13 protein-coding genes are annotated in these 23,009 nt (G+C 55.6%); 10 read left to right on the top strand and 3 right to left on the bottom strand.

Annotated features, from left to right (window positions below):
• Positions 1–24: 24 nt before the first annotated feature.
• Together AVO44_RS04380 and AVO44_RS04375 are read left to right on the top strand one after the other, a co-directional pair.
• Positions 25–1,320 carry a gluzincin family metallopeptidase gene (locus AVO44_RS04380; RefSeq protein WP_068333139.1) on the top strand — a complete coding sequence of 432 codons (1,296 nt, stop codon included), beginning with the start codon at positions 25–27 and terminating at the stop codon, positions 1,318–1,320.
• Between the two features lie 107 nt (positions 1,321–1,427).
• The gene (locus tag AVO44_RS04375) at positions 1,428–2,039 is read left to right on the top strand and encodes a hypothetical protein (RefSeq protein ID WP_233421917.1); all 612 of its coding nucleotides are present in this window, start codon (positions 1,428–1,430) and stop codon (positions 2,037–2,039) included.
• 60 nt (positions 2,040–2,099) lie between these two features.
• Here the strand turns inward: AVO44_RS04375 and AVO44_RS04370 are convergent, their stop codons facing one another.
• Complete coding sequence (locus AVO44_RS04370) at positions 2,100–3,842, bottom strand: adenylate/guanylate cyclase domain-containing protein (RefSeq protein ID WP_233421916.1); 1,743 nt, start codon at positions 3,840–3,842, stop codon at positions 2,100–2,102.
• A gap of 147 nt (positions 3,843–3,989) precedes the next feature.
• Complete coding sequence (locus tag AVO44_RS04365) at positions 3,990–4,604, bottom strand: GNAT family N-acetyltransferase (protein WP_233421915.1); 615 nt, start codon at positions 4,602–4,604, stop codon at positions 3,990–3,992.
• A gap of 1,267 nt (positions 4,605–5,871) precedes the next feature.
• Here AVO44_RS04365 and AVO44_RS04355 point away from each other — a divergent pair.
• From AVO44_RS04355 to AVO44_RS04330, 6 genes are all read left to right on the top strand, one after another.
• Entirely contained in the window at positions 5,872–7,185 is a 1,314-nt protein-coding gene (locus AVO44_RS04355) for a hypothetical protein (protein ID WP_068333126.1), read from the top strand.
• An 18-nt stretch (positions 7,186–7,203) separates the two neighbouring features.
• Positions 7,204–10,794, top strand: coding sequence for an ATP-binding protein (locus AVO44_RS04350; RefSeq protein ID WP_068333123.1), 3,591 nt, complete (start codon positions 7,204–7,206; stop codon positions 10,792–10,794).
• Positions 10,795–10,824: 30 nt separating this feature from the next.
• A complete protein-coding gene (locus AVO44_RS04345; protein ID WP_068333996.1) occupies positions 10,825–11,082 on the top strand; it encodes a DUF4242 domain-containing protein in 258 nt (85 codons plus the stop codon).
• Positions 11,083–11,189: 107 nt separating this feature from the next.
• Positions 11,190–12,605 (top strand): FAD-binding oxidoreductase, encoded by a 1,416-nt coding sequence (locus AVO44_RS04340; RefSeq protein WP_068333120.1) that lies wholly within the window; start codon positions 11,190–11,192, stop codon positions 12,603–12,605.
• Positions 12,606–12,919: 314 nt separating this feature from the next.
• Positions 12,920–14,650, top strand: coding sequence for a type I secretion system permease/ATPase (locus tag AVO44_RS04335; protein ID WP_068333117.1), 1,731 nt, complete (start codon positions 12,920–12,922; stop codon positions 14,648–14,650).
• Complete coding sequence (locus AVO44_RS04330) at positions 14,640–15,956, top strand: HlyD family type I secretion periplasmic adaptor subunit (RefSeq protein ID WP_068333114.1); 1,317 nt, start codon at positions 14,640–14,642, stop codon at positions 15,954–15,956. Before AVO44_RS04335 ends, AVO44_RS04330 begins: the two co-directional genes overlap by 11 nt.
• Before the next feature lie 14 nt (positions 15,957–15,970).
• Here AVO44_RS04330 and AVO44_RS04325 read toward each other — a convergent pair whose 3' ends face one another.
• A complete protein-coding gene (locus AVO44_RS04325) occupies positions 15,971–18,010 on the bottom strand; it encodes a dockerin type I domain-containing protein (protein WP_068333111.1) in 2,040 nt (679 codons plus the stop codon).
• A gap of 208 nt (positions 18,011–18,218) precedes the next feature.
• On the opposite strand from AVO44_RS04325, the gene AVO44_RS04320 reads away from it, so the two are divergent.
• Positions 18,219–22,043 carry an adhesin gene (locus AVO44_RS04320; protein WP_068333108.1) on the top strand — a complete coding sequence of 1,275 codons (3,825 nt, stop codon included), beginning with the start codon at positions 18,219–18,221 and terminating at the stop codon, positions 22,041–22,043.
• Positions 22,044–22,091: 48 nt separating this feature from the next.
• Positions 22,092–22,922: a SapC family protein gene (locus tag AVO44_RS04315; RefSeq protein ID WP_082677382.1), complete on the top strand. Its 831-nt coding sequence runs from the start codon at positions 22,092–22,094 to the stop codon at positions 22,920–22,922.
• The last annotated feature ends 87 nt before the right edge of the window (positions 22,923–23,009 follow it).

Raw genomic sequence — 23,009 nt, 5'->3', positions numbered from 1 at the left:
GGGCACGCAACGGGAGGGTGTTCAGTGACTAACCCCGAACAAATCGAACAGGAAGAACCCGGAACCCGGTTCTTGCTTTACCCGCAATCGCCCTTTTTGGAACCGGATGCCCCGTTGGAATTGGTCGAAATCTCGGCACCACAGGGCAGTATCGGGCCGGGGCCATCGGGGCCGCGAATGTACACGGTCAACCCCGTTGGCAAATCGACACCCTATGGCGCGATCGTGCCGGGACCGGGTGGCCCGGGAATGTATCTGCCGCCTTGGGATGGCTATATCCAGCCCCCCGCCATGCCGGATGAGTTCGGTAATTTTATCCATATCGACCCGACAGACCCCGCCTTTGAGGCCGCGCATCTGTTTGGCTCTGCGCATTTCACGATGGATGTCTGGCAGGGATATTTTGACCGCCCGATCCCATGGCATTTCGCCCGTGACTTCGACCGTCTTGAACTGTCGCTTCTGCCCAGCCTCGACAACGCTCATATCGGTTGGGGGTTTTTGGAAACCGGGGGAACACATGAGCACGGCAACGAATACCGACCGTATAGCCTGAACTTCGATGTCGTCGCGCATGAGATCGGCCACGCCATAGTTTACAGCGTGATCGGGATGCCAACAGACGGAGATGCCGGGGGCGAATATTATGGGTTTCATGAATCCGCAGCAGATCTGGTGGCGCTGCTTGCGTCTTTGCATTTCGGATCGGTGATTGACGCCCTGCTGGAAAACACGCGAGGGAACCTCTACACGTTCAATCGCCTTAGCCGATTTGCCGAGCTTTCAGACAATGCCCAAATACGCATTGCGGCCAATGATCGCCCACTTTCGGATTTTGCCGCCGGATGGTCCAGCGAGCATGACCTCTCTGAGCCCTTGACCGGCGCGATGTTCGATGTGTTTGTCGACATTTATCACGAACGGCTACTGGTGCACGGTCTGATCACCGCCGAGGAAGAAGACCTGTCGGATCAGCTTGAAGGCTCGCCTGATTACAGCCGCGTCATGCAGGGCATTTTTGACAAGCGTTATGCCGAAAATCCTGAAGGATTCCGCATTGCGCTGCTTGAAGCGCGCGATTTCCTTGGGTCGTATCTGGCAGATGCGTGGGAAATGCTGGACGCGGATATGCTCAGCTATTTCGGGGTTGAAAAGGCTTTGCTTGCCGTGGATCAGGAGGTCACAGGAGGCGCTTTTCGCCGCATTATCGAAGGTAACTTCCGTATGCGCGATATCGGCCTGACAACGGCAGGTCCGCGCCTGCCCGACCCCAATGAGGACAGCCATTCGAATTCGGTCCGAACGCAAGTGCCCGACTGAAACGGAAAAATCTTTATTTTTAAGCGGTTTCATGGCATCTAGTAACGGGATGATTTTTTGGATTTTCTGATCCGGTTTACAGCTGGGTCTTATTGAGGGGGGGTTCAGTGACCAAACTGCTGAACCCGCAGATGGGAGATGAGTTTATGGCAGAGACATTACTCAGTTTTTCTGAAGTGCTGATTTACGGACGTGAGCTATCAGACTTGACTTACAACCGCGTTCCAAAAGGCGGTAAGGGCGATAACAAACATTTGGATAAGCAGTTTGCGGTTCAGGGTAATGATAAGCCTCGATTTGCAAAGATTTACGGATTCGCGTTTGAGGGCACTTACTACGATTTGCCTGAGCCCGTGATTTTTATGGTGCATGGCATCGGAGAAGAAGTCGCCAAAACGAATGAACCGCCCAATCACGCCTCCCGAGCGCCGCAAGAGCCCGGCTTGGGCGGCGTGGCAGCAGCGGATTATCAAATGGCCGACGACATCAGGGTATGGCGGTATGACAAAGCCGACCAGACAATGCGTATGGACGTTATGACCGGTCAGTTCGAGCAAGTCTTGCTGGATATCTATTTCGGTTTCGATAGCCCGGCGATCAGCGGAGCCAAGGTTTCGGGCGCCAAGGTGAGCGGAGCAAAAGTTTCCGGTGCAAAAGTCAGTGGCGCTAAGGTAAGCGGCGCAAAAGTCAGCGGTGCCAAGGCGCGCGGTGGCGATTGAACCCGGCCTTCGCAGCAAAAGAAACGGGCGCGCGATTGACGCGCCTTTTTTTGTGGGTTGTCAGAATCCGGCCTTTTTCAAACCTTCGACAAAGTGCTGGGTGTCTTCCTCGAGCCGGTCGGGCAGAACCGAACCCCACCGTTTGAGCGAGAAATTGGGGTGCACAGCCCGGTGTTTCTCTGCGATCTGCCGGGCCAGCTCTGTTTGACCAAGCTGCGCGTAACTGGCAGCCAACATCCGCTGACCTTCGGTCGGGTTGTTCATTTTGTTGACGGTTTCAATCACGTCTTCGTACCGGCGCAAATTGTAATACGCACCGCCCAGATGCCACAGGTACTGGTCAGGGAAATACGGGTTCAGGCGCATCGCCTGCTGGATATGCGTGATCGCCGTTTCGTTGTCTCCGGAATGCGCCAAAGCATCAGCAAAGTCCGAATGCATGTCCGCGTCATTCGGGTTCAACGCCAAAGCCCGCTGGTACGATTGAATCGCGGCGTCATGTTCCTTGCGGTAAAGGTGCACATAGCCCAACTCTCCAAAACCACGTGCATCGGTCGGATCGAGTTCGATCGCACGTTGTGCAAAGGTCAAGGCTTGGTTGAGGGCGTCCGAGGGGTCCTCGGTCCAGGAATAGCGCCAATCGATGTTCAGCGTGCGTGACAGAGCGGCTGCAGCGCGCGCATAACCTTCATCTCGTTCAAGCGCGTTTTTGTAGAAATCCTGCGCCTTTCGGTTATCGTTTCTTGTGTATTTGAAAATGTGGTGTTGACCCTGAAGGACAGAGCCATATGCCTCAAGGTCGGATGGAGCCGACTGGATCATCCGTTGCTTTTCATGTGACTCGATCATCACTGCAGTTGCGGCAACTATGCATTCCGTCACCTCGTCCAAAATATCAAAAATATCGTCAATTTTGCGGTCAAACCGTTCGCCCCAGATCGTCCGCTCAGTGCTGGCATCGACCAGTTCTGCGGTGATTCGGATGCGACTGGCCGAACGGCGCACGCTGCCACGAGCGACATAGCGCACATTCAGCTTTTGCGCGGCCTCTTTCGGCGGCATAGCCTGTGTTTTAAAGAAAAAAGATGAGTTCCGAGCAATCACGAACAGATTGCGGAATTTGGACAGGTTCATGATGATGTCATCAGTCAGACCTTCGGCGATCCAGCTGTCTGTTTCGTCCCCGCCGTGGCTGGCAAATGGCAATACAGCGACCGAAGGTGTATCCGGGCGTTCAAGAATATCGCCGGGCATACCGGGCCGCATGGTTCCCGCCATGGTGGCCCCGGCGACTTCGCTGCGGACACAATAGGTCGATACAGGCGCAAGAATGTTCTTGAGCTGTTTTGGCCCCAGGAACTCATAGCCATAGCGCAACCTGTTGCAGACCTGGTCGTAGACGGCAGAACTGACATATACCCGTTCAGGTTCGGCAATTTCCTGTAGGCGGGCGGCGATATTTACATTGTCGCCGTGAATGCCGCGATCGTCGATCAGAATTTCGCCCAAATGGACGCCTGCACGAAACTTGATTCGCTGGGTTTCGGGGCGCGTCTGGTTGTGCTGGCTGGCGATGCGGTGCAGCTCAATCCCGAATTCAACGGCGCTGGTGGCGGTTTCGAACAGGGCCAGGATGCCATCGCCGCGCACCTCGACCACCCGGCCTTGGAAACGAGCACAGCTTTGTTCGAGTTGTGAAATCAATGATTTCAGCGCGTTATATGTATCCAACTCATTTTCGCTCATCAGGCGCGAATATCCAACGACGTCGGCAAACAAGACTGCGCCCAGTTTCTGCGTCATGGAAGAGTTCGGACTCGTGGTGTTCACATTCATAACTCGCCTCAGGGGGTGCAATTGAACCCTACGATAATTTGTATCAAAAAGTGCTTTTGCATTCTGAGAGCAAAATCACACCCCAATATCCGCATTTGATAATGTCAAACTTGTTTAGTCAAACTTATCAACCTGTGGTGGCCAAGACCAGAGCGGGCACCCGTATGACCCGAATGTTACTACCGTGTCCGGTTTAAGCTCTTTCGCCAGGGTCAAGCGCCGGTCCATCCAGTCTTGTCTTAGAAGGCCGACCACGACCATATCGTGAAATGTTCCGTCTGAATACCACGCCTGACGCAAGACCCCTTCAACCTGGCATCCCATGCGCTCTACGAGGTCGCGACTGATCGTGTTGTCCTGCCTGTAATAAGAGGTCAATCGGTTCAGACCAAGCTGGCGAAACGCAAAGTCCCCAAGCAGTGCCGTGGCCCTGATCCCAAGACCCAGCCGTCGCGCTGATTTCGCGACAAACATCGCAATTACAGCGTCACGGTTGATCGGAGAAATGGCCTCAAGCCCGCTCATTCCCAGAATTTCACCGCTTTCGGACTGAACGACGAACCAACATTTGCCACTGTTGCCAGAGGGATTGAAAGCATCACGCCAAGCGTCCTCGGTCTGCGCGAGGTTGAGCGGAACCCTTGATGTTCTGTCAAATCGGCCAAGATCCTCAATATCTTGAAACCAAGGAGAGATAACCTCTAAATCGGCCTTTTCTAGCGGGCGCATCCTGAATACGCGATCAGACTGGTCTTCCACCGGGTCAACTACCTTAAATGAATATCTGAAAATATACACTATTTTAGACATTAGCACAGATAGGAATAAAACACGAAATGAGAAAACCAAAATGCTTAAGGCAGAGACTCCGATAAGTGGAAGGTGGATGACCTGGCTTTGCAAACAATCCTATCAACCATGAATAGAATAATATCCAGCCGTGTAAGGTTCAGGACTCATAGTCAATAGATGACGGTTGCCGGGACTCAGACCCGGTGTGGCCAAGGAATCGGTTTTTCCGCTGGTTGAGAGTTTCATCGCCTCAAGGACGCCCTCTTTGGGATTACCACCACTGTTTTTTATGTAGCCGGGTGGAGACATTTCGACGCGATGGCCGGATTGTTCCGAGATATTCCGGGATCAGACGCGCAGGTTGTTGTTTCAGGCAAGCCCGCGGTTCAAATCGTTGGTGCAAACACCCGAGGACCGGCGCAACTCAGTGCCGTTCGATATTTTCATACCCCTGGCGTCGTCACGCGGCCAACGAAGGATGGCGCTAACTTTGATCCATCACCAGCACGCTGTTATGCCGCACCTTGTCGACGAAGATGGATGCACGAGGCGCAGGATACCGGCCCTGAAGACACGTTTTCCGCACAGCTCGGTAGCATCGCCATGATTCATGCAATCCAACTGGGCCTCGGTGTCCTTCGGATCACCGAACCTAACGGCCACAGTCTTTTCCAAAACCACCGGAAACAATTCATCCACAATCCTGTTTTGCACGAGACTGCGTTTGATGAACGGTCATATCTTGGTCAATTGGCAAGATAATGCAGGAAAAAAAGCCTACGCTTGATCAGTGCAACTGGGCTGGCGTAATTTTGTGCTGGACTCAGTCAAAATAGGAACAAAATACTACAGTTGCTGCGTCTTATCTGTTTTGGGGATGTGTGCGTTTGTTTATCCTGCTCAGCCCGAGTGCTAATTTCGCATCCGGCGGGGAATTCGTGTCGATGCTTTCATAAGGACCTCGGTATCCGGGGTCATATTGGCGGAGGGTCTCTGTCTGTAATGCAAAAAACAAGATGCTCAGCCCGCCGGGTTCGGTCCCAAACATCCTTGTCCAGAATGCGAAATATTGCTTCGGTTTTACCAAAACGCGCTTGTCCGGTGCTGATTTCAATCAGATATGCCCCGTTTCACCCCAGTAATGAACGAACCGCAATCACAACTGTGACCAGGCGACTCAGTTGTAGGGGCAATAGGTTAAGCGATGCGCGTTTTTGATGTTGCATTGATAGGCGCAGGGCCGGCGGGGTACGCCGCGCTGACCGCGTTACGGAGCTTCTCGGGGTCGGTGGCTGTCATAACCGGCGCGACGCCGGACCCGCTAAAGGGCGGCCCTGCAAAAGTAGTTTCAGTGGCTTTTGAGCGGCAAAAACCGGCCTGTTTGGCGGATCGCTTACCGGTATCCGGTGATGCACCCCCCATGTATGCCGCCGCCGAGGTGGGTGGTCTGGCTAACTACTGGGGCAAGCAGTTGCAAGTTTACGGCAGCGACGACCCATGGGGCCAGAGCCTGTTCCTGAAAACCTGGAAAGCTTACAAAGCTGCGTGCGATGCAGTTCAGGCGGATCTCGAGGTTATAGGTGGTACGCAACAAAAAAGCCTGGATAGCGATTTTGAAGCCAGCGCCCCTCGCCTGCTGGTTGGAACCAAGGATGCGCCGGACAGTCAGCTAAACGCCATGGCGCTAGCCATCGAAAAGCGCCTGCAAGAGATCACGAGTGTCGAAGTTCTGTCCGGCCGCGTGCAGCAGATCGAAGCTGAACAAGATTACCTGCGCCTCGACCTTGGCGGAGGCACCCAGGTGCTTGCACGACGCGTGTTTCTGGCAGCGGGTGTCCTGGGAACAGCCGCCGCCTTGGCCCGAAGCATCCCAGAGGTGTCAGAGATCGGATTTCGCGATCACGCTCCGTACACCATAAACTGCTTCCGGCTCGACCGTATTCTTGGGCCGACGTACAGCTATGCAAACAACGGGAACTTCAATGCTCTGACCGTCACGATGAAGAACGGCGGGCGCTGCGATCTGTTTGCCTCGGTCTATGCGGTTTCGCAGGCCCCGATCAGTTTGCTAACGACAAATTTCGGGCTGGGTCCGCACTTCCGCGGGCGGCGGATTGGCCGGATATTCGACTTTGTGCAACCGATCCGTCTGTGGACTCCGAAGACCCAGGTACAGTTCCGACACTGCCCCAAGGCCAGCCAGACCGAGGCAACACCAACGCTGGACAAAGAACCAGACCCAACCCTTCGGCAGTTCCAGGATTGGCTTACTGCTCATGGAGTTCGCACTAAACTGGGCCAAACGGCACCGGGTCAGGGCTTTCATTACCACAGGCTGACGTTGGGTGCCGATCACAGCGGCGTTGACGATGTTGTCGAGTCTGCCTTTAGCGGACGGCTGCGCGTTATCGACGCCTCGTGCCTGCAGACGATTGGCTGCCCGCCCCATACGCTGACCGCCATGGCCCAGGCCTATGCCCGAGTTCGGCACGATCTGGATCGTCCGAACCATCACTAAGGAAGTCCGACCCTGCGTATGGACTTGCCTGACCTTGATCCAAACCCCATTCCTTCGCATGATCCCTTTATGGGTTCTAACGTAGAAGACTGGCTGAAAGAACACGGGTTGGAGCAATATGCGGACGCATTTGCCCGCAACGACATCGACGCGCGTGTGCTGCCCCTTTTGACCAATGATGACCTGCGCGAAATCGGTGTATCGCTGGGGCACCGAAAAATCCTGTTGGCCGCGTTGCAGGGTTTTGATGTCGATTCGCCCTCGCCTACCGAGGCTGACAATACGTCCGTACGCCCAGAGACGCAGCACTCTTCGGTTGCGGAACGTCGCCATCTGACCGTTCTGTTCGCCGATCTGGTGGGGTCGACCGAATTGACGAACCGACTTGACGCTGAAGACATGCGTGTTCTCTTACAAAGTTATCAAGATGCAGTGGCCGGCGCGGTTACGAGATACGGCGGCTACGTCGCAAAATACCTAGGCGACGGATTATTGGTTTTCTTCGGCTGGCCCCGGGCCTACGAAGATCACGCCATTCGCGCCGTAAAGGCGGCGCTGGATGCGGTAGAGCGGGTAAAGGCCTTGCATACCCCTGATGGCGAACCTCTTTCTGCGCGGGTCGGCATTGCCAGCGGCGATGTTGTCGTAGGGGATACGATCGGTGAGAACACCTATGAAGAAGGCGCAATGACAGGGCCAATTCTGAACCTGGCGGCCCGGATACAAGAAAAAGCAGCACCAAACACGATTGTTGTTCCGAAAGAAGAAACCGAAGCTGCACTGCACAGCATTTTCAAGTTCTCATCCTTGGGAAGCGTTTCGCTGAAAGGCTTCGACAGCCCCCGTACCCTGTTGAAGGTCGTGGCAGAGCGGAGCGCGGAAAGCCGCTTTCGCGCCGTACATCATGATGATGCCAGCAGCACTCTGATCGGGCGGGACTCTGAAAAGGGCATTCTGCACCAGATCTGGCAACGCGCAAAGGGTGGGTTTGGTGAAGTTGTATTGCTTGCGGGCGAGGCCGGCATCGGCAAGTCACGTCTGACCGAAGAGTTTTTGACGGAACCCGAAATCGAGGCTGAGGCAGACATCATACGGCTGAATTGTTCGCCTTACATGACCAGCAGCCCGTTTCATCCGGTCGCGGAGCGTATTTCGCAGGATGCCGGTGTTGGCCCGGACTACGAGGATGATCAGGTTCTGGACCATGTTCGCGCCATGTTGGAAACCCGACCGGGGATCGAGCTGGACAATGTGCTGCCAGTGTTTGCAGCACTGGTCGCCCCCGGCAGTGAGTTGGCGCAAGAAGTGCTAAGCCTGTCGCCACAGGAACAGCGGGACATGACAATTCAGACCCTGATCAACGCAGTCAAAGCGCGCTCGGTCGTTCGTCCAGTTATCTTATGTGTCGAAGATGCCCATTGGATTGACCCTTCAACCAGTGCGTTGCTGCATCGGTTTAAGTCCATATGTGCCGATTTGCCCCTCTTGATGCTGATTACGCATCGCCCGGGATGGGATCTGGAACGTGGCGACGGGGATGCCCACGTACAGACGTTGAATTTGCGCCGGTTCGATACGGGTCATGTTGCCAATTTGATCCGAAACATCTTGGGGAAAGAGCCTGACGATCATCTGGTGGATCTGATTGTCGAAAAGACAGATGGCGTACCCCTGTTTGTCGAAGAGCTGACTCGCGCCGTCATGGCCTCGGACGGTCGAGGGCAGATCGCTGTGCCCTCCTCACTTAAAGGTGCTTTGATGGCGCGGTTGGACGCCGTTTCATCCGGAGCCAAACAAGTTGCTCTGACAGGGGCCGTAATCGGTCGTGAGTTTGAACCTGCATTGCTGCAAGCTGCCATGGGTGCCGATGCGACCACCATGCAAGCCGGGTTGGATGAACTTTGTAAATCCGGACTGATATTTGAAAGCGGACACAACAAGGATCATTTTGTTTTTCGCCACGCCCTGATCCGCGATACCGCTTATCAATCGATGCTCAGCAGCACACGTCGCACACAGCATGCGGCAGTGGCCAACGCCTTGATACACCTGCGCGGGGCCGAGATTGCGCGCCGCCCGGAACTTGTTGCGCATCACCTGACGCAGGCCGAAGATTGGGCAGCCGCCTTTCCACGCTGGCAATCTGCCACCGAAATGGCCTTGGCGCGCTCTGCAAGTCACGAAGCGATGGCAAATGCAAAAGAAGCCTTGAACGCGGCACGAAAACTGGGGGGTGAGAATTCGGTTGAATCGATCCGCGGGCAAGTTCTGATCGGGCGAAGCCTGGACAGCGTTGGTCGGCTGCAAGAAGGGATCAGCATTCTCAAAAAGGCATCAGACGCCGCCCGTGCAATCGGAAATGTGAAATTGGCAGCAGATGTCGCCGAATACTTTGCTGATGCCTGCATGATGTCAGGTCAACGGCATAGCGAAGCCATAGATCTTTGTATGGACGCGTTGCAAAACCTGCCCGAACGGGATGAGGTTCGAAAATGCCGGCTTCTAAGTCAACTGGCGCGGGCCTGCATGTTCATAGGTCAGCACGCTGAAGGCGCGCGTTTTGGCCAGCAATCGATGGAGCTGGCTGCGCGGCTCGGTGACAACAAGGCCCAGTTTTCTGTCATGATGACGCAATTTGGTGCGCCGTTTATCGCACGTCGCGCACATGAGGCACGCAATTGGCGTGAAAACCTTGAAGCCATGCACGCGGTGGCCGAAAAACTGGGCTCGATCGATCAGGGCCGCGATCGAACGCTCAGCTTGTTTGTTGGTGCAGAAATGGCCGACAGAGCGTTGATGGACAATTCGTTGGACTTGCTGACCGAGATTTCTCAAAAGGACAATCACAGGCATCTCTACTGGGTACAGACCCACGCGCGCGCAATGGTTTCGATCATGGATGGCGAGTTCGAGCAGGCCGAAAAATTCGCAAATGAGGCTGTCCGAATTGGCAGGCAAACGCATGGCAAACATGTCGAGGGTGTTTTTGGGGTTCAGATGTTCACCATCCGCCGCGAACAGAACCGATTGCACGAGGTTGCACCCGTCATCAAGCAACTCATGTCCGACAGCCCAGGGGATCAGGCCTGGAGACCCGGTTTCGGCCTGATTGCGGCTGAACTTGGCTATAAGGAGCCCGCAGAACGTATTCTGAACGAGATTGCAGAGAATGGTTTCACACTGCCACTTGATGCGATGTATTCGACAACATTGTCTTATCTGGCGGATATCTGCGTTGCTGTTGACAATAAGCCACATGCACAGACATTGCGGGATATGCTGTCGCCGTTCGAGGATATGACGATAACGGCGGGGGCGACGACCGTATGCACAGGTTCGGCCGCACGGCGGCTGGGTAGTCTGTCTGCCGTGTTGGGTGATTGGCCAACCGCCGAACATATGTTCACAAAAGCCATTGAGATCGACACAGCCATGGTCTGCCCGCCCTGGATTGCACACAGCAAAGCGGCCTTTGCGCGGGCTTTAAGACAGCGGGGTCGCAAGCAGGATCATGAGCAAGCGCTGGTTCTGGAAGCAGATGCGTTGGCAACAGCACAGAAATTGGGTATGGTTTCCCTAAGGTCAAAACTAGAAGGACCGGTGAGTTAACAGCCTGTCTGCATGCTCTGGGGGGTGCATATGCCTAGGTATATTATAGAACGGAATTTCGCCGAACAGCTTGATATCAGCGACGACGACAAGATTCACATCAAAGAAATAAACGATGACACTGGCGTTGAATGGATTTTCTCATTTCTCAGCGCCGATAAACGCAAGACTTACTGCCTCTATGAAGCGCCCGATGAAGAAAGCCTGCGACGGGCAGCTGAGCGGCTCAATATACCTGCGGACGTCATCACGCCCGTGGACAAGATCGACCCAGGTATCTTTGCCTGACGCGGTCACTGCGCGGTATCGCCGGAAACAGGTGAGCGCTAAGCCTATGCAACCGTAGTGAGGCAGTCGGACAAGAAATCCTCCCTATTCACGGAAGGTTTTCATTCATGTTTGATCTAAGAACGTTGGATGGTCACTCGGCCACCGTTAACCAGTCCGCTCTGGACTCGCTGGACGCATCGCTCAGAGGGTCGGTCTTTTTGCCCGGCAGCCCGGACTATGATGCAGCGCGCGTAACCTGGAACAGTATCGTCGACAGACGCCCAGGTTTTGTTATCCGTGCCCTCGGTGCCAGCGACGTCCAAAAGGCAGTGAATTTCGTTCGTGAGACCGGGCTGATTATGTCTGTTCGGTCCGGTGGTCACCAGATTGCAGGTCACGCTGTTGCCGATGATGCGGTCATGCTTGACCTGTCGCATATGCGGTCGGTTCATGTTGATCCACACACCAGAACGGCACGCGTGGCACCTGGTGCTGTACTGGCCGATGTTGACCGCGAAACACAGGCGCATGGGTTGGTGGTGCCGGTTGGGATCAATGGCACCACGGGGATCGCGGGCCTGACCCTTGGCGGGGGATTCGGCTGGACGACTCGCAAATTCGGCATGACCATCGACAATTTGATATCCGCCGAAGTGATCACGGCAGACGGATCCATTGTGACTGCGTCAGACAGCAGCCACCCTGATCTGTTTTGGGCCATTCGCGGTGGGGGCGGTAATTTTGGCGTGGTGACCTCGTTTGAGTTTCAATTGCACCCGCTTGGACCCGAGGTCCTATCGGGGCTTGTGGTCCACCCGATTGAGGAAGCGTCCGGCCTGCTGGTGGAATACGCCCGCATAGCCGACACTGCGCCAGACGAGCTGACCGTCTGGAGCGTGATGCGAAAAGCCCCTCCTCTCCCCTTTCTGCCCGAAGAATGGCACGGGCGCGAGGTGCTGATTTTTGCGGCATGCTATGCAGGCCCGATAGCAGATGGCGAAGCGGCCCTTGCAGGTTTGCGCAGCCTTGGCGAACCAATCGCGGATGTGATCTCACCCCATGCGTTTGTCGACTGGCAGGCGGCGTTTGACCCGCTGTTGACGGAGGGCGCGCGGAACTATTGGAAAAGTCATGATTTCAGCACCTTGCCCGCCGAAGCGATCTCGGAGCTACTTGAAGGGATTGCGACCCTGCCTGATCCGGCATCCGAGGTTTTCATCGCTCATGTCGGCGGTGCAATGGCCCGTGTAGCCCCCGATGCAACGGCGTATCCGGAACGATCGGCGCATTTCATCATGAATGTGCACACTCGGTGGGAAGACCCCGCCAAGGACGACGCCTGTATCGCGTGGGCACGCGCACTTTATGACCGTATGACGCCGCATTCAACGGGAAGCGCGTATGTCAATTTCATGCCGGCGGATGAGGCCGACCATATGTCCGGTGCTTATGGCGCTAACGGCAAGAAACTGGCGCAGATCAAGGGGCAATACGATCCGGATAACCTGTTCAGGATTAATCATAATATCCAGCCCGGCTGAACCGTCTGACTGATGCGTCGCCCAAGGTGGTGTTTTCCAGCAACCCACCCTAGCCCGTCAATGGGTCGTTCCGGGTCAAGACGGGTACGGCCCTTATGGGATACTGCTGTCAAACAAGTTAGGAGCCTATATTTTTGAGCGCACTACTGGCGCAGCCGTGCTTTGGTCGTTGACAGCCAGAGGCTTGTAGCTGATCCAATAAATCTTGCATTTTATGAGTATCTCCAAAACTTTAGAATACAGCTAAGTGCAAGGATTCTTGCTGCGCTCAAAATTGGACACCAAAGGCACTTAACGTGACTAACGAAAACCGCATGATGATACCGCGCCGCCACGAGCTACGCGCTGTAGGCAGTAAGGGAATTACGTCTTTGGCGCTGGCGTTTCTGTTCAGCATCTTCGTGAACCTTCTGATGCTGACCGGGCCCTTATTCATGTTGCAGGTCTATGACCGGGTTCTTAGCTCGCGTGCGGTTGAGACGCTGACGGCGCTGTTCTTGCTTGTCGCACTCCTGTACGCCCTTATGGCAATGCTGGATTTTGCCCGCGGCAGAATCGTGGCTCGGTTCGGGGCACGGTTCCAATCGCAACTGGATGAACGTGTGTTCGATGCCACCATGCGACGGTCATTATATCCGCAGGTGCGGTCGGCCCCGGCAACGGCACTTCGGGATCTGGAGTCCATTCAAAACCTGTGTTCCTCGCCCGTTCTGCTTGCCGTGATGGATATCCCATGGACCCCGGTCTTTTTGGCGGCCATATTCCTGTTCCATCCGCTGCTTGGCTGGTTAGCCGTCGCAGGTGGAACTTTGTTGATCCTGATCGCCCTTTTGAACCAGTGGCTGACGCACCGAAAGGTGGCCGAGGCGCAAAAGGCTGCAGCGCAGGCCAATGCATTCTCCGAACATGCAAGGCAAGCAGCCGAAGTGGTCCGGTCTCAAGGCATGCAGGGCGATATTACCCAACGCTGGCAACGTCGGCGCATCAGTGCCCTGCGCCAGACCATTGCTGCCAGCGACTGGACCGGCAGTTTTACTTCTTTGACCAAATCGCTACGGCTGTTCCTGCAATCGGCGATGCTGGCTCTTGGTGCGTGGCTGGTGCTGCGCAATGAGCTGACGCCCGGCGCGATGATTGCCGGGTCAATCCTGCTGGGGCGGGCGCTGGCACCGGTTGAACAGGTTATCGGTCAATGGGGAATGGTCGAGCGCGCCCGGATGGCGTGGTTCTCGCTGAACCGTTTTCTGGATGCAACCCCGCCCGAACAGCCGCGCACCAAGCTGCCAGTCCCTGCGGCCAGTCTGACGGCCAAGGGCCTGACGGTTATCCCGCCCGGTGCAGACAAACCGACTTTGCGCAATGTCACGCTGCGCGTTGAACCCGGCAAGGCGCTTGGTGTTATCGGCAAAAGCGGATCGGGTAAATCGACAATGGCCAAGGCTTTGTTAGGTCTGTGGAAGCCAGCGGCCGGAGAAATCCGGTTGGGGGGTGCCACGCTGGATCAATACGACCCCATCGATCTGGGCCAGCATATCGGATACCTGCCGCAAGAGGTCACCCTGTTCAACGGATCGGTGGCTGAAAACATCGCCCGCATGTCGGAAAATCCTGATCCAGAGGCCGTAGTTGCTGCGGCCAAGAAAGCAAACGCACACGAGTTGATCCTGTCCCTTAGCAAAGGCTATGACACGTTTTTGGAGGGCAATGACAGCCAGCTTTCGGGGGGTCAGAAACAGCGCATCGCGCTGGCCCGGGCCTTATACGGGGACCCGGTTCTGCTGATCCTTGACGAGCCGAACTCAGCCCTTGATGCCGATGGGACCGAGGCCTTGAACGCTGCCATACGTGACCTGAAATCCGCCGGTAAATCTGCTATCATTATGACCCATCGACCTCAGGCGATCTCGGAATGCGACGACCTTGCAGTTGTCGAAAACGGGCAAGTCGTGAAATCCGGCAGCCGGGATGAAGTGTTAGCCGCCATGGTACAAAACGCCGGTGCCATAAAACGAGGCTTCAGCCAGGTGAACAAAAATGCAGGATAGTGCGGCGTTTGATACGCGACCGGTTTGGCGCATTACGGTCCCAGCTATTATAGGATTTGTGGCGCTAGTGATCTTAGTCGGAGGGTTGGGCATCTGGGCTGTGCAGACCCGGTTGGCCGGTGCGATCATCTCGCAAGGTGTAATTGAGGTGCAGAGCAACCGGCAGGTGGTTGAACACCCTGACGGCGGTGTTGTTGGTGAAATCTATGTGCGAGACGGAGATGCAGTTTCCGATGGTGATTTGCTGGTGCGCCTGGACGACACGTTTTTGTCGTCGGAGAAAACCATCGTTGAAACTCAATTGTTCGAGTTGCTGGCGCGCAAAGCCCGATTGGAGGCAGAGCGCGATGGGGTCGACCCCAAAGCATTGGCGGCTCGTCTGGCAGAAATTCAGCAGCAGGAAAACGTGGACCCTGACCTGATCGCTGGTCAACAACGTCTTTTTGAAGCCCGATTGGACACCTTGAACCAACAAACGGAACAGCTTGGCAAGCAATTGATTCAAATTGAAAGTGAGATTGAGGGTACTGAGGCGCAACTTGTCTCGCTACGCCGTCAAGTTGACCTGATCCAGAACGAACTCAAAGACCAACAGAGCCTGTTTGACCGCGGCTTGACCCCAGCCAGCCGCGTGTCGGCCCTGCAGCGGGAAGAAGCCAGCCTCACAGGTGAAATCGGGCGCCTTGAAGCTGCAGTTGCGCGTTTGGCGGGCCAGATTGCGGCGACCGAGATCGAGATTGTTGAGTTGACAGCAACCCGTCGCGAGCAGGCCATCACCGCGTTGAGGGACGTTCAGACACAAATCTCGGAACTGGCTGAACGTCGCTTGTCCCTGGACGTGCGGCTGTCGCGGTTGGATATTCGCGCGCCGGTCGCGGGCACGGTCTATGGCAGTCAGGTCTTTGCGCTGCAATCCGTAATTCAGCCTGCCGAGCCAATGATGTATGTCGTACCGCAGGACACCCCTTTGCTGGTTGCCGCGCGCGTGGATGCAATCCATGTGGATCAGTTGCACATAGGTCAGCCCGTTTCCCTGCGCTTTCCTGCTTTTAACCAACGCGAAACGCCCGAGATTGATGGGCGGGTTATTACTGTCTCGGCAGACACTTTTACCGATGATCTCACGGGGCAGACCTATTATCGCGCCGAGGTCGCGCCCGAGGAAAATCAGATAGATCGCCTGAAAGGCCAGGCCTTGCTGCCGGGCATGCCAGTTGAGACCATGATCAAGACGGACGAAAGAACACCGTTGTCCTATCTGGTCAAACCGATGACTGATTACTTCAACCGGGCCTTCCGCGAGTAGTCTTGATCGCGGCTTCAGCCGGGTTCCAGATTCCCGAGTAGGATTGAGGTCATGTCCGTGGTCAGGATATTGTCCATAACGGTGACATCAGTTCCGGTTTCATAGCGCACGTTTCTCGCGGTTATGCCAGACAGGTCCGTATCATCGTCCAGAAACACCCATTTCGCATCATATGCCGTCGGCAGTTGAACAACGGTCTGCAGAATTACCAATGCATCTAAGGCCGTAACCCTACCGTCCTGCGTTATGTCAGCTGCAATCAGATTTTCGGGCGTCGCTGGCCCCCAGGTCGGGTCCAGTCCGACCGAGATTCGCAGAACCTGTAAGGCATCCAACGCTGTGATTTTCGAACTGGCTGTTGAGTAGGTTTTGACGATATCCAACTCGCCCTCGAATGTCCCTGAGGGCAGGCCAAGATCAAACCGGCCATCTTCGTCAGCTCGAACGCTGATCGTGCCGCCGCCATCTGGGGTGAACCTGATCTCAGCATCTGACAACCCGGCATTTCCGGTCTCAGAGTTGATTGATACGTCACCAAGCACCCCGTTCGAACTGCCTGGGTCCAATCCGCCAAAATCCCCGAAGTCGACAGGGACGTGATCCGGCCCTCCGAACCCGGCACCAAACACTTCGGCACTGGTCAACGGGCGGCCAGATGATGAATTGAGTATGATAACGTCGTCGAAGAACTCGATCCGTGCACCCTTGGCCGTGGCTGTGAACGACAATTGACCCGGTGTGCGCAGCAGCGGATAGTCGAACATATCCAACCGATCAATGCCAGCTTCAAACCCGTTGATCGTTGTTGGATCGCTTCCATATTTCATTACGAAAATGTCTGCGCCAGCACCCCCGTTCATGGTGGTTGCACCAACGCCAGCGATCAGAATGTCATCTCCTGCGCCGCCAAAAAGGGTGGTGTCGAGGAAACTGCCGCTTAGCATATCGTTCTGCGCCGTTCCGATTATCGTACCAAACCCTTCGCGGACGATACCAAGGTCTGCGATTGAAACGCTAAGCTGCGTCAGCCCTGCATCCTGCTGCGAACTTACAAGAATTTGCAGTTCGTTCCCAACTCGGGCAACGCTCAGCGTCTCGACATTTTGCAGTCCGCTATGCACCGTGTCTTCGAAACTGTGCAAATGCACCAGCTGACCCGTGGGCGTCAGTGTGAAAAGGGATACGCCATCGTCGCCCCCGCCAGCAACGACAAACACATGCCCGTCTGCTTCGACGACCGCAAGGTCCTGCACCGACTCAAAACGTGTATGCAGCGAGTCCAGTACGTGGTCCGTGGGAACCAGACGCCCGTCACTGCGAAGCTCCATTACGCTAAGCGAGTTGCTACCCGCCCCCGCCACCACGACCCATGACCGGTCGTAGGCCTGAACCACTTCGACCGCCGTGGGCGTTGCAATCCCCAAGGTCGAGAGGGCATCGCTGTTGTCCACCACTGCAATGGCCCCGGTCGTCTGATCAACACTGAACGTATTGATCACGTTACTTACGCCATCTGCGGCGATCACATAGTGATCCGCCCCTGCCCCAAGAACCTGCACTGAATCCGCCGTTGCTGTTACAGATGCTGCCAGGGTCAAACTGCCGTCGGCGCCAATTGTGTATGTTGCGACCTGCCCTGTTTTCTCATGTGCAACGGTCAGCACGTCTCCGAACTGAGCAACTGCCGCGATATCCCCACCGCCGGGCAACGAATCTACCTCCGTCAAAGCACCCAACGTTCCGTCGGGATTCATTTCATACCCCACCAATCCGGTCGCCAAGCGTACATCCAGTGCAAGCAGATCACGTCCGGTCAGTGAAACAGGTACACCGATTTCACCAACCTGAAACGTGATCGTACCGCTGAAATACTCGGTATCCTGCAGCTGCGGCAGAGCACCTTCGACCAGTTTCCAAACCGCAATTCCGCCCCCCGGGCCGGTCACCCCATACAGGTAAGTTTCGCCATTAAACGTTTTTAAAGCCGTATCACCGATACCTGTATCGAGCGCTGCGCTCCCCGTTGCAACCACACCTTCGAACTGAAGCATCATATTCAATTACTCCACACCACACCTGACACCGACTCAAGGATGATCTGATGCGCAGCGCGAAACCAAAGCTGGATTGTGGAAAAAACGAGAAGTTCGGCTTCAGTTTGTCTCAAATTTTCTACTCGGACCGCATGAGCCTCAGAAGGCAAAGACAGATGAAAAATCCAGACTCCATCCGGCAAATGCGGACACCACACGTGAGGGCAAGATGACCAAAGCACCTGAAACCCAGATCACCCCGAATGACGTTCAGCCTGATTTCGAGCGTAAGCAAAAAATCCGTCAGTGGATCGACGGCAAGATGCGTCGATGGGCCGGGCGCAGCATTGCAGGTGGGCTTGGCTCGACGATTCTGGCGCTGCCGGCATTGGCGCAGGCCACGATTGAGGAGCTGTATGCATTTCAATTTGCCGAGACCATTCCAGGTGTGCGGTCGGTCAAGCTGTTGGACAACGGAGATGTCGTTTTGAAATTGGCGGACGGCCGAAAGATGATCGTCGCGGCCGAAAATGTGCAAGTGCTGGACAGCGGCGCAATCATGATTGCCGAAGGGGCAGTCTCCGAGATTGCGCAATTGAGCCTGGCGGAAGCTGGTGGCGTAGCCGCTGCTGCCACCGGGGGCGTCAGTGCTGCAACGGTGGCTCTGGGTGGTCTTGGCCTTGCCGGAGCCGCAGCTGCTGCCGCAGGTGGCGGTGGCGGAGGCGGCGATGATACAACAGTCGCCGCACCGACCTATCCGGTTCTCAACCTTGCAGGCGCGCAAAGCAATACCCTAAGCAGTGCCGGCACGGGCTTTGTTGCGCCAGCAGATACCGACACTATCGAAATTACCATCGGGGCGATCACCAAGACTGTGACACCCGATAGTGACGGCATGTGGACCATTTCGCTGAGCCCATCTGAAGCCGCCAGCCTGCCGCAAGGCGTTCAGTCCGTGACGGTTCGCAATCTCGACTCCGAAGGCATGGAACTGGCGACCGAGATGTTTACATTCGACGTCGATACAATTCCTCCGACCCTGACCATCACAGGGTTTTCCGATGGGCCGGTGATGAACGCCTCAGAGCAGTCTACCGACCTCGCGGTAACCGGTACAACAGATGCCGAAGACGGACAGAGCGTTACGGTTACGATCAATGGGCAGACCTATTCGGGCACCGTTTCCGGAGGAGCGTGGAGCGTTACCGTTCCCGCCGCCGATCTGGCTGGCCTGTCAGACGGCGCAACCGTTGCTGTCACGGCTGACGTCGAGGATCAAGCCGGCAACCCCGCAATGCAGGCCAATGGCAGCTTTGATACAGATTTCACCGCCCCCACCATCTCACTCGACCCGGTTGCGGGCGGGTCCATTGAACTGATCGACGTTAGCAGCGACCTGATCCTTACCGGATCGACCAATGCGGTTGACGGTCAGCCGGTGACGGTTGTCTTCGACGGGCAAACTTATTCCGCGATGGCGTCTGGCGGTGCCTGGAGCGTGACAGTCCCAACCGCCGATCTTGGAGGTCTATCGACTGGTGTCCCTGCGGCGATCAGTGTTTCGGTAAGCGATGCGGCCGGCAACATATCAGTTCCTGTTTCAGCCTCGGTGCCGGTGGACCTGACGGGACCGTCCGTCGCGATCTCCCCCCTGTCTGTCGGCGAAGTTCTGAATGCTGTCGAGATTGGATCGGATCTGACAATCTCAGGAACCACCGACAAAGTAGGAGACGGACAGCAAGTTACTGTCACCCTGAACGGTCAAACCTATACCGGCTCAGTCACAAGCGGCAACTGGAGCGTGATTGTACCCGCTGCGGACCTAGGGGCGCTTGCGGACGGTGGAAGCTTTTCCATCACCGCGGACGTCTCAGACGCTGACGGGCTAGTGGCACCTCAAGCCAGTGTGCCTCTTTCCAAAGATGCCACCGCTCCGACCCTGTCGATCGACAGTTTCTCAGGGGGTGCCTTTTTGAACGCGACTGAGCAGGGTACCGATCTCACCATCACAGGGTCTACCACTGCAGAAAACGGTCAGACAGTGACCATTTCGATGAACGGTAGCACCTATACAGCCACGGTGTCCGGCGGGGCTTGGTCAGTCACCGTACCTGCAGCTGACCTGGCTGCTTTGTCCGATGGGGCGACTGTGTCAGTTACCGCAGACGTGTCAGATGCGGCAGGGAATCCTGCGCTTCAGGCCACAGGCGACTTTGACACTGACTTCACCGCACCGTCGATTAGCATCACAAGCGTGCCGGATGGCGCTGTCATGAATGCTGCGCAACAAGGGACAGACCTGATTGTCACTGGTCTTTCCGATGCCCCGGATGGCACTGTCATCACATTCGAAATCACCCGACCCGACGGGACAGTTGACGTCAGCGGCACCGCAACAGTTAGCAGCGGCGGCTGGGCCTACACCGCCTCGGCCGCAGATCTGAGCGCTTTGCAGGACGGTGTTGCTTATGAAGTCGCGGCTTCTGTGTCTGATGCAGCAGGCAACAGCGCGGTCGGTACTGCGAGTTTCAGCACGGATTTTTCCGCGCCAACCGTTACGATAGACCCCCTACCCGTTGGATCAGAGCTGGACTTGGTCGAGCAAGCAAGTGACCTCGTGATCACGGGGACAACCAGCGCGGAAGACGGGCAAACTGTTACTGTTACTTTGAACGGTCAAAGCTATACCGGAACCGCTTCCGGCGGAGTCTGGTCCACAACTGTGCCATCAGCTGATTTGACCACGCTCTCAGACAGTACAAGCTATCCGATCTCGGCCAACGTGTCTGATCTCGCAGGGAATCCGGCGATACTGGCCGCGACCGCGTTCACCACGGATTTTCGCCCGATCTTGACGATCAACGCTGTTGGAACAAACAATGCGGTTTCGCTGACCGACGCACAGGCTTCGGGTGTTATGGTTTCCGGTACCTCGCTTGGGCTAAGTGCAGGTCAGATGGTGGATGTTACACTGAACGGAAATTCGGTCGGCCCCGCGACTGTTGGCGCCGATGGAACCTGGTCTCTGGCGGTCCCGGACACAGAGTTTACCAACATCAATGCTGGCGATGATCTGAACTTCACCGCGAACGCCGCGGTGTCCGGTGGCCCGGATCCGCTGCCTGCGTCAGATCAAAATGCGGCGCATGAATCGGCGGCCTATGTGATTGCGCAGACAGGTATGAGCGGAAACACCCTGACATTCGCAATCTACGCCGATGCTGACCGTGATATATCGACCGGCTTAGACTTTACGGCTGACCTCGGCTTTGACCCATCCGTTGTGACCTTTAACGCCGGATCGGACATAGGCAATGCGTCGTTCGACTTGTTTACATCCAACCCTATTGGTGGCTCGATGATCAGCTTCGGTGCCGCTGCAACAACTTTCACTGACCTCAGTCAGCCTCTGGTGACGTTCGACATGACCGTAGTTGACTCCAGTCAGCCTATTGAGCTGTCGATCACCACCCCCGAAGGCGGGCCATCCGTCTTCCAGATCGGTACAAATGGGGACGATACGTTGGTTGCAACCGCCGTCGACACCGTCATTCGCGGACAAGACGGGGATGATATGATTGACCTCTCGGAAGTCGGGCGCGACCTCGTTGTGTTCGAAGCTGATCCGGCTGCAAACGGTGTTGATACCATCACGGGATTCACAATCGGCGGCGCAAACGATGTGACTGATGGGCTGATGTTTAGTGGGCTAAACTCAGAGGACCTGCGTGGTAACGGAAACGGATTTGAAAGCCTAGCCGATGGAGACGCAGTTGGTGCAGATACCGGATTCGTTGGCCTGACAACGGTCCTAGGCGATCTGTCCGAAAACACGATCGAAACCGCCGTTGAAAACTTCGCTGGAATTCAGGCCGGTGATGAGCTTTTTGTGATGGCTACAGACGGGTCGGACAGTGCCCTGTTCAAGGTCGATTACACTACCGCGGATTCTGCGTCGGTCGAAACGATTGCACATTTTAGCGGGCTTGATGACTTGAATGGTCTAAGTGCGGACAACATCCTTCATACAGACCCCACCGGCGCAACTGCTTAACCATTTCAATCAGCTGCCGTTCAACCTGAACGGCAGCCAATTATTTTTATGGGAAACAACATGGCGCAGAATGGCCACGTTCCAGTTACTTTCACCCGACATGGGCGTATGTACTGGAGACGTTTCACCTCTTACGATTTCGCGATGGACCGCACTGATTGCGCAATTGTCCTTCAAGAAGTCTTGCAGGCAGCGTCGGCTTTCCCAATTTTTTTCAAAAAAGACCAAGCGGGTTTCGAGCCGCACGTTATATTGTCGTTCTTCGCGAACATGCCCACCCCTTTCGTATCCCGAGATGGACGATGGATGGCAGCCTATGTTCCATCAGATTTGCGCTGCTATCCATTTCGGGCTGAACCGGTTGGGCGAGATTCGTCAGACAGTAAATCGATGTTCAGGTTATGTGTAGATGAAGCATCAGGCCTAATCAGCAACGATCCAAACGACGAAACGTTCTTTGACAAGACCGGTGCCTTGTCACCCGCCCTACAAGAAGTACAAGCCTTTTTGAGTGCTCGCGCAGCTGCGCGAGCGGCAACCCAAGCCCTTTGTCAAATGGTGGACAAGCTTGGGCTGTTTGAACCACTTGCTGCATATGACGGGATCGACTTAGCCCCCGGAACGTTTGCAGTGTCGGCACAGCGACTAAGCACTTTGACACAAGCTGAAAAACTTAGGCTGGTCGATTCTGGGGCGTTGCAATTGATCCACGCGCATCAGGTTTCCCTTGCGCATTGCGGGTGGATAGCACAGGCGCAGAAACAACTATGGCAGGAAAAATCGCAGGAAAAATATACTAAAAATTTAGAAATTTCCAGTTTCCTTCACGCCATGGCTAACGCGCCGACTGACGATTTTCTCGGAACCAATGGGGTGTGAAGCACCTATGCTAATAAGCAACCGCAATGCTAGTTTTGCACTCTTTATCGGCTTTGCCACTCTGTGTTCGGCGTGCACATCCACGCC

Source organism: Ruegeria profundi (genome assembly GCF_001507545.1).
Lineage (GTDB): Bacteria > Pseudomonadota > Alphaproteobacteria > Rhodobacterales > Rhodobacteraceae > Ruegeria > Ruegeria profundi.
This window is presented reverse-complemented; position numbering and strand designations above follow the sequence as displayed.

Coding starts and splice junctions, on each gene's coding strand:
- AVO44_RS04315 (WP_082677382.1), top strand. CDS start 22,092: ATGGGAAACAACATGGCGCAGAATGGCCACGTTCCAGTTACTTTCACC.
- AVO44_RS04370 (WP_233421916.1), bottom strand. CDS start 3,842: ATGACGCAGAAACTGGGCGCAGTCTTGTTTGCCGACGTCGTTGGATAT.
- AVO44_RS04355 (WP_068333126.1), top strand. CDS start 5,872: ATGCGCGTTTTTGATGTTGCATTGATAGGCGCAGGGCCGGCGGGGTAC.
- AVO44_RS04320 (WP_068333108.1), top strand. CDS start 18,219: ATGACCAAAGCACCTGAAACCCAGATCACCCCGAATGACGTTCAGCCT.
- AVO44_RS04340 (WP_068333120.1), top strand. CDS start 11,190: ATGTTTGATCTAAGAACGTTGGATGGTCACTCGGCCACCGTTAACCAG.
- AVO44_RS04350 (WP_068333123.1), top strand. CDS start 7,204: ATGGACTTGCCTGACCTTGATCCAAACCCCATTCCTTCGCATGATCCC.
- AVO44_RS04335 (WP_068333117.1), top strand. CDS start 12,920: ATGATGATACCGCGCCGCCACGAGCTACGCGCTGTAGGCAGTAAGGGA.
- AVO44_RS04330 (WP_068333114.1), top strand. CDS start 14,640: ATGCAGGATAGTGCGGCGTTTGATACGCGACCGGTTTGGCGCATTACG.
- AVO44_RS04365 (WP_233421915.1), bottom strand. CDS start 4,604: ATGCGCCCGCTAGAAAAGGCCGATTTAGAGGTTATCTCTCCTTGGTTT.
- AVO44_RS04325 (WP_068333111.1), bottom strand. CDS start 18,010: ATGATGCTTCAGTTCGAAGGTGTGGTTGCAACGGGGAGCGCAGCGCTC.
- AVO44_RS04345 (WP_068333996.1), top strand. CDS start 10,825: ATGCCTAGGTATATTATAGAACGGAATTTCGCCGAACAGCTTGATATC.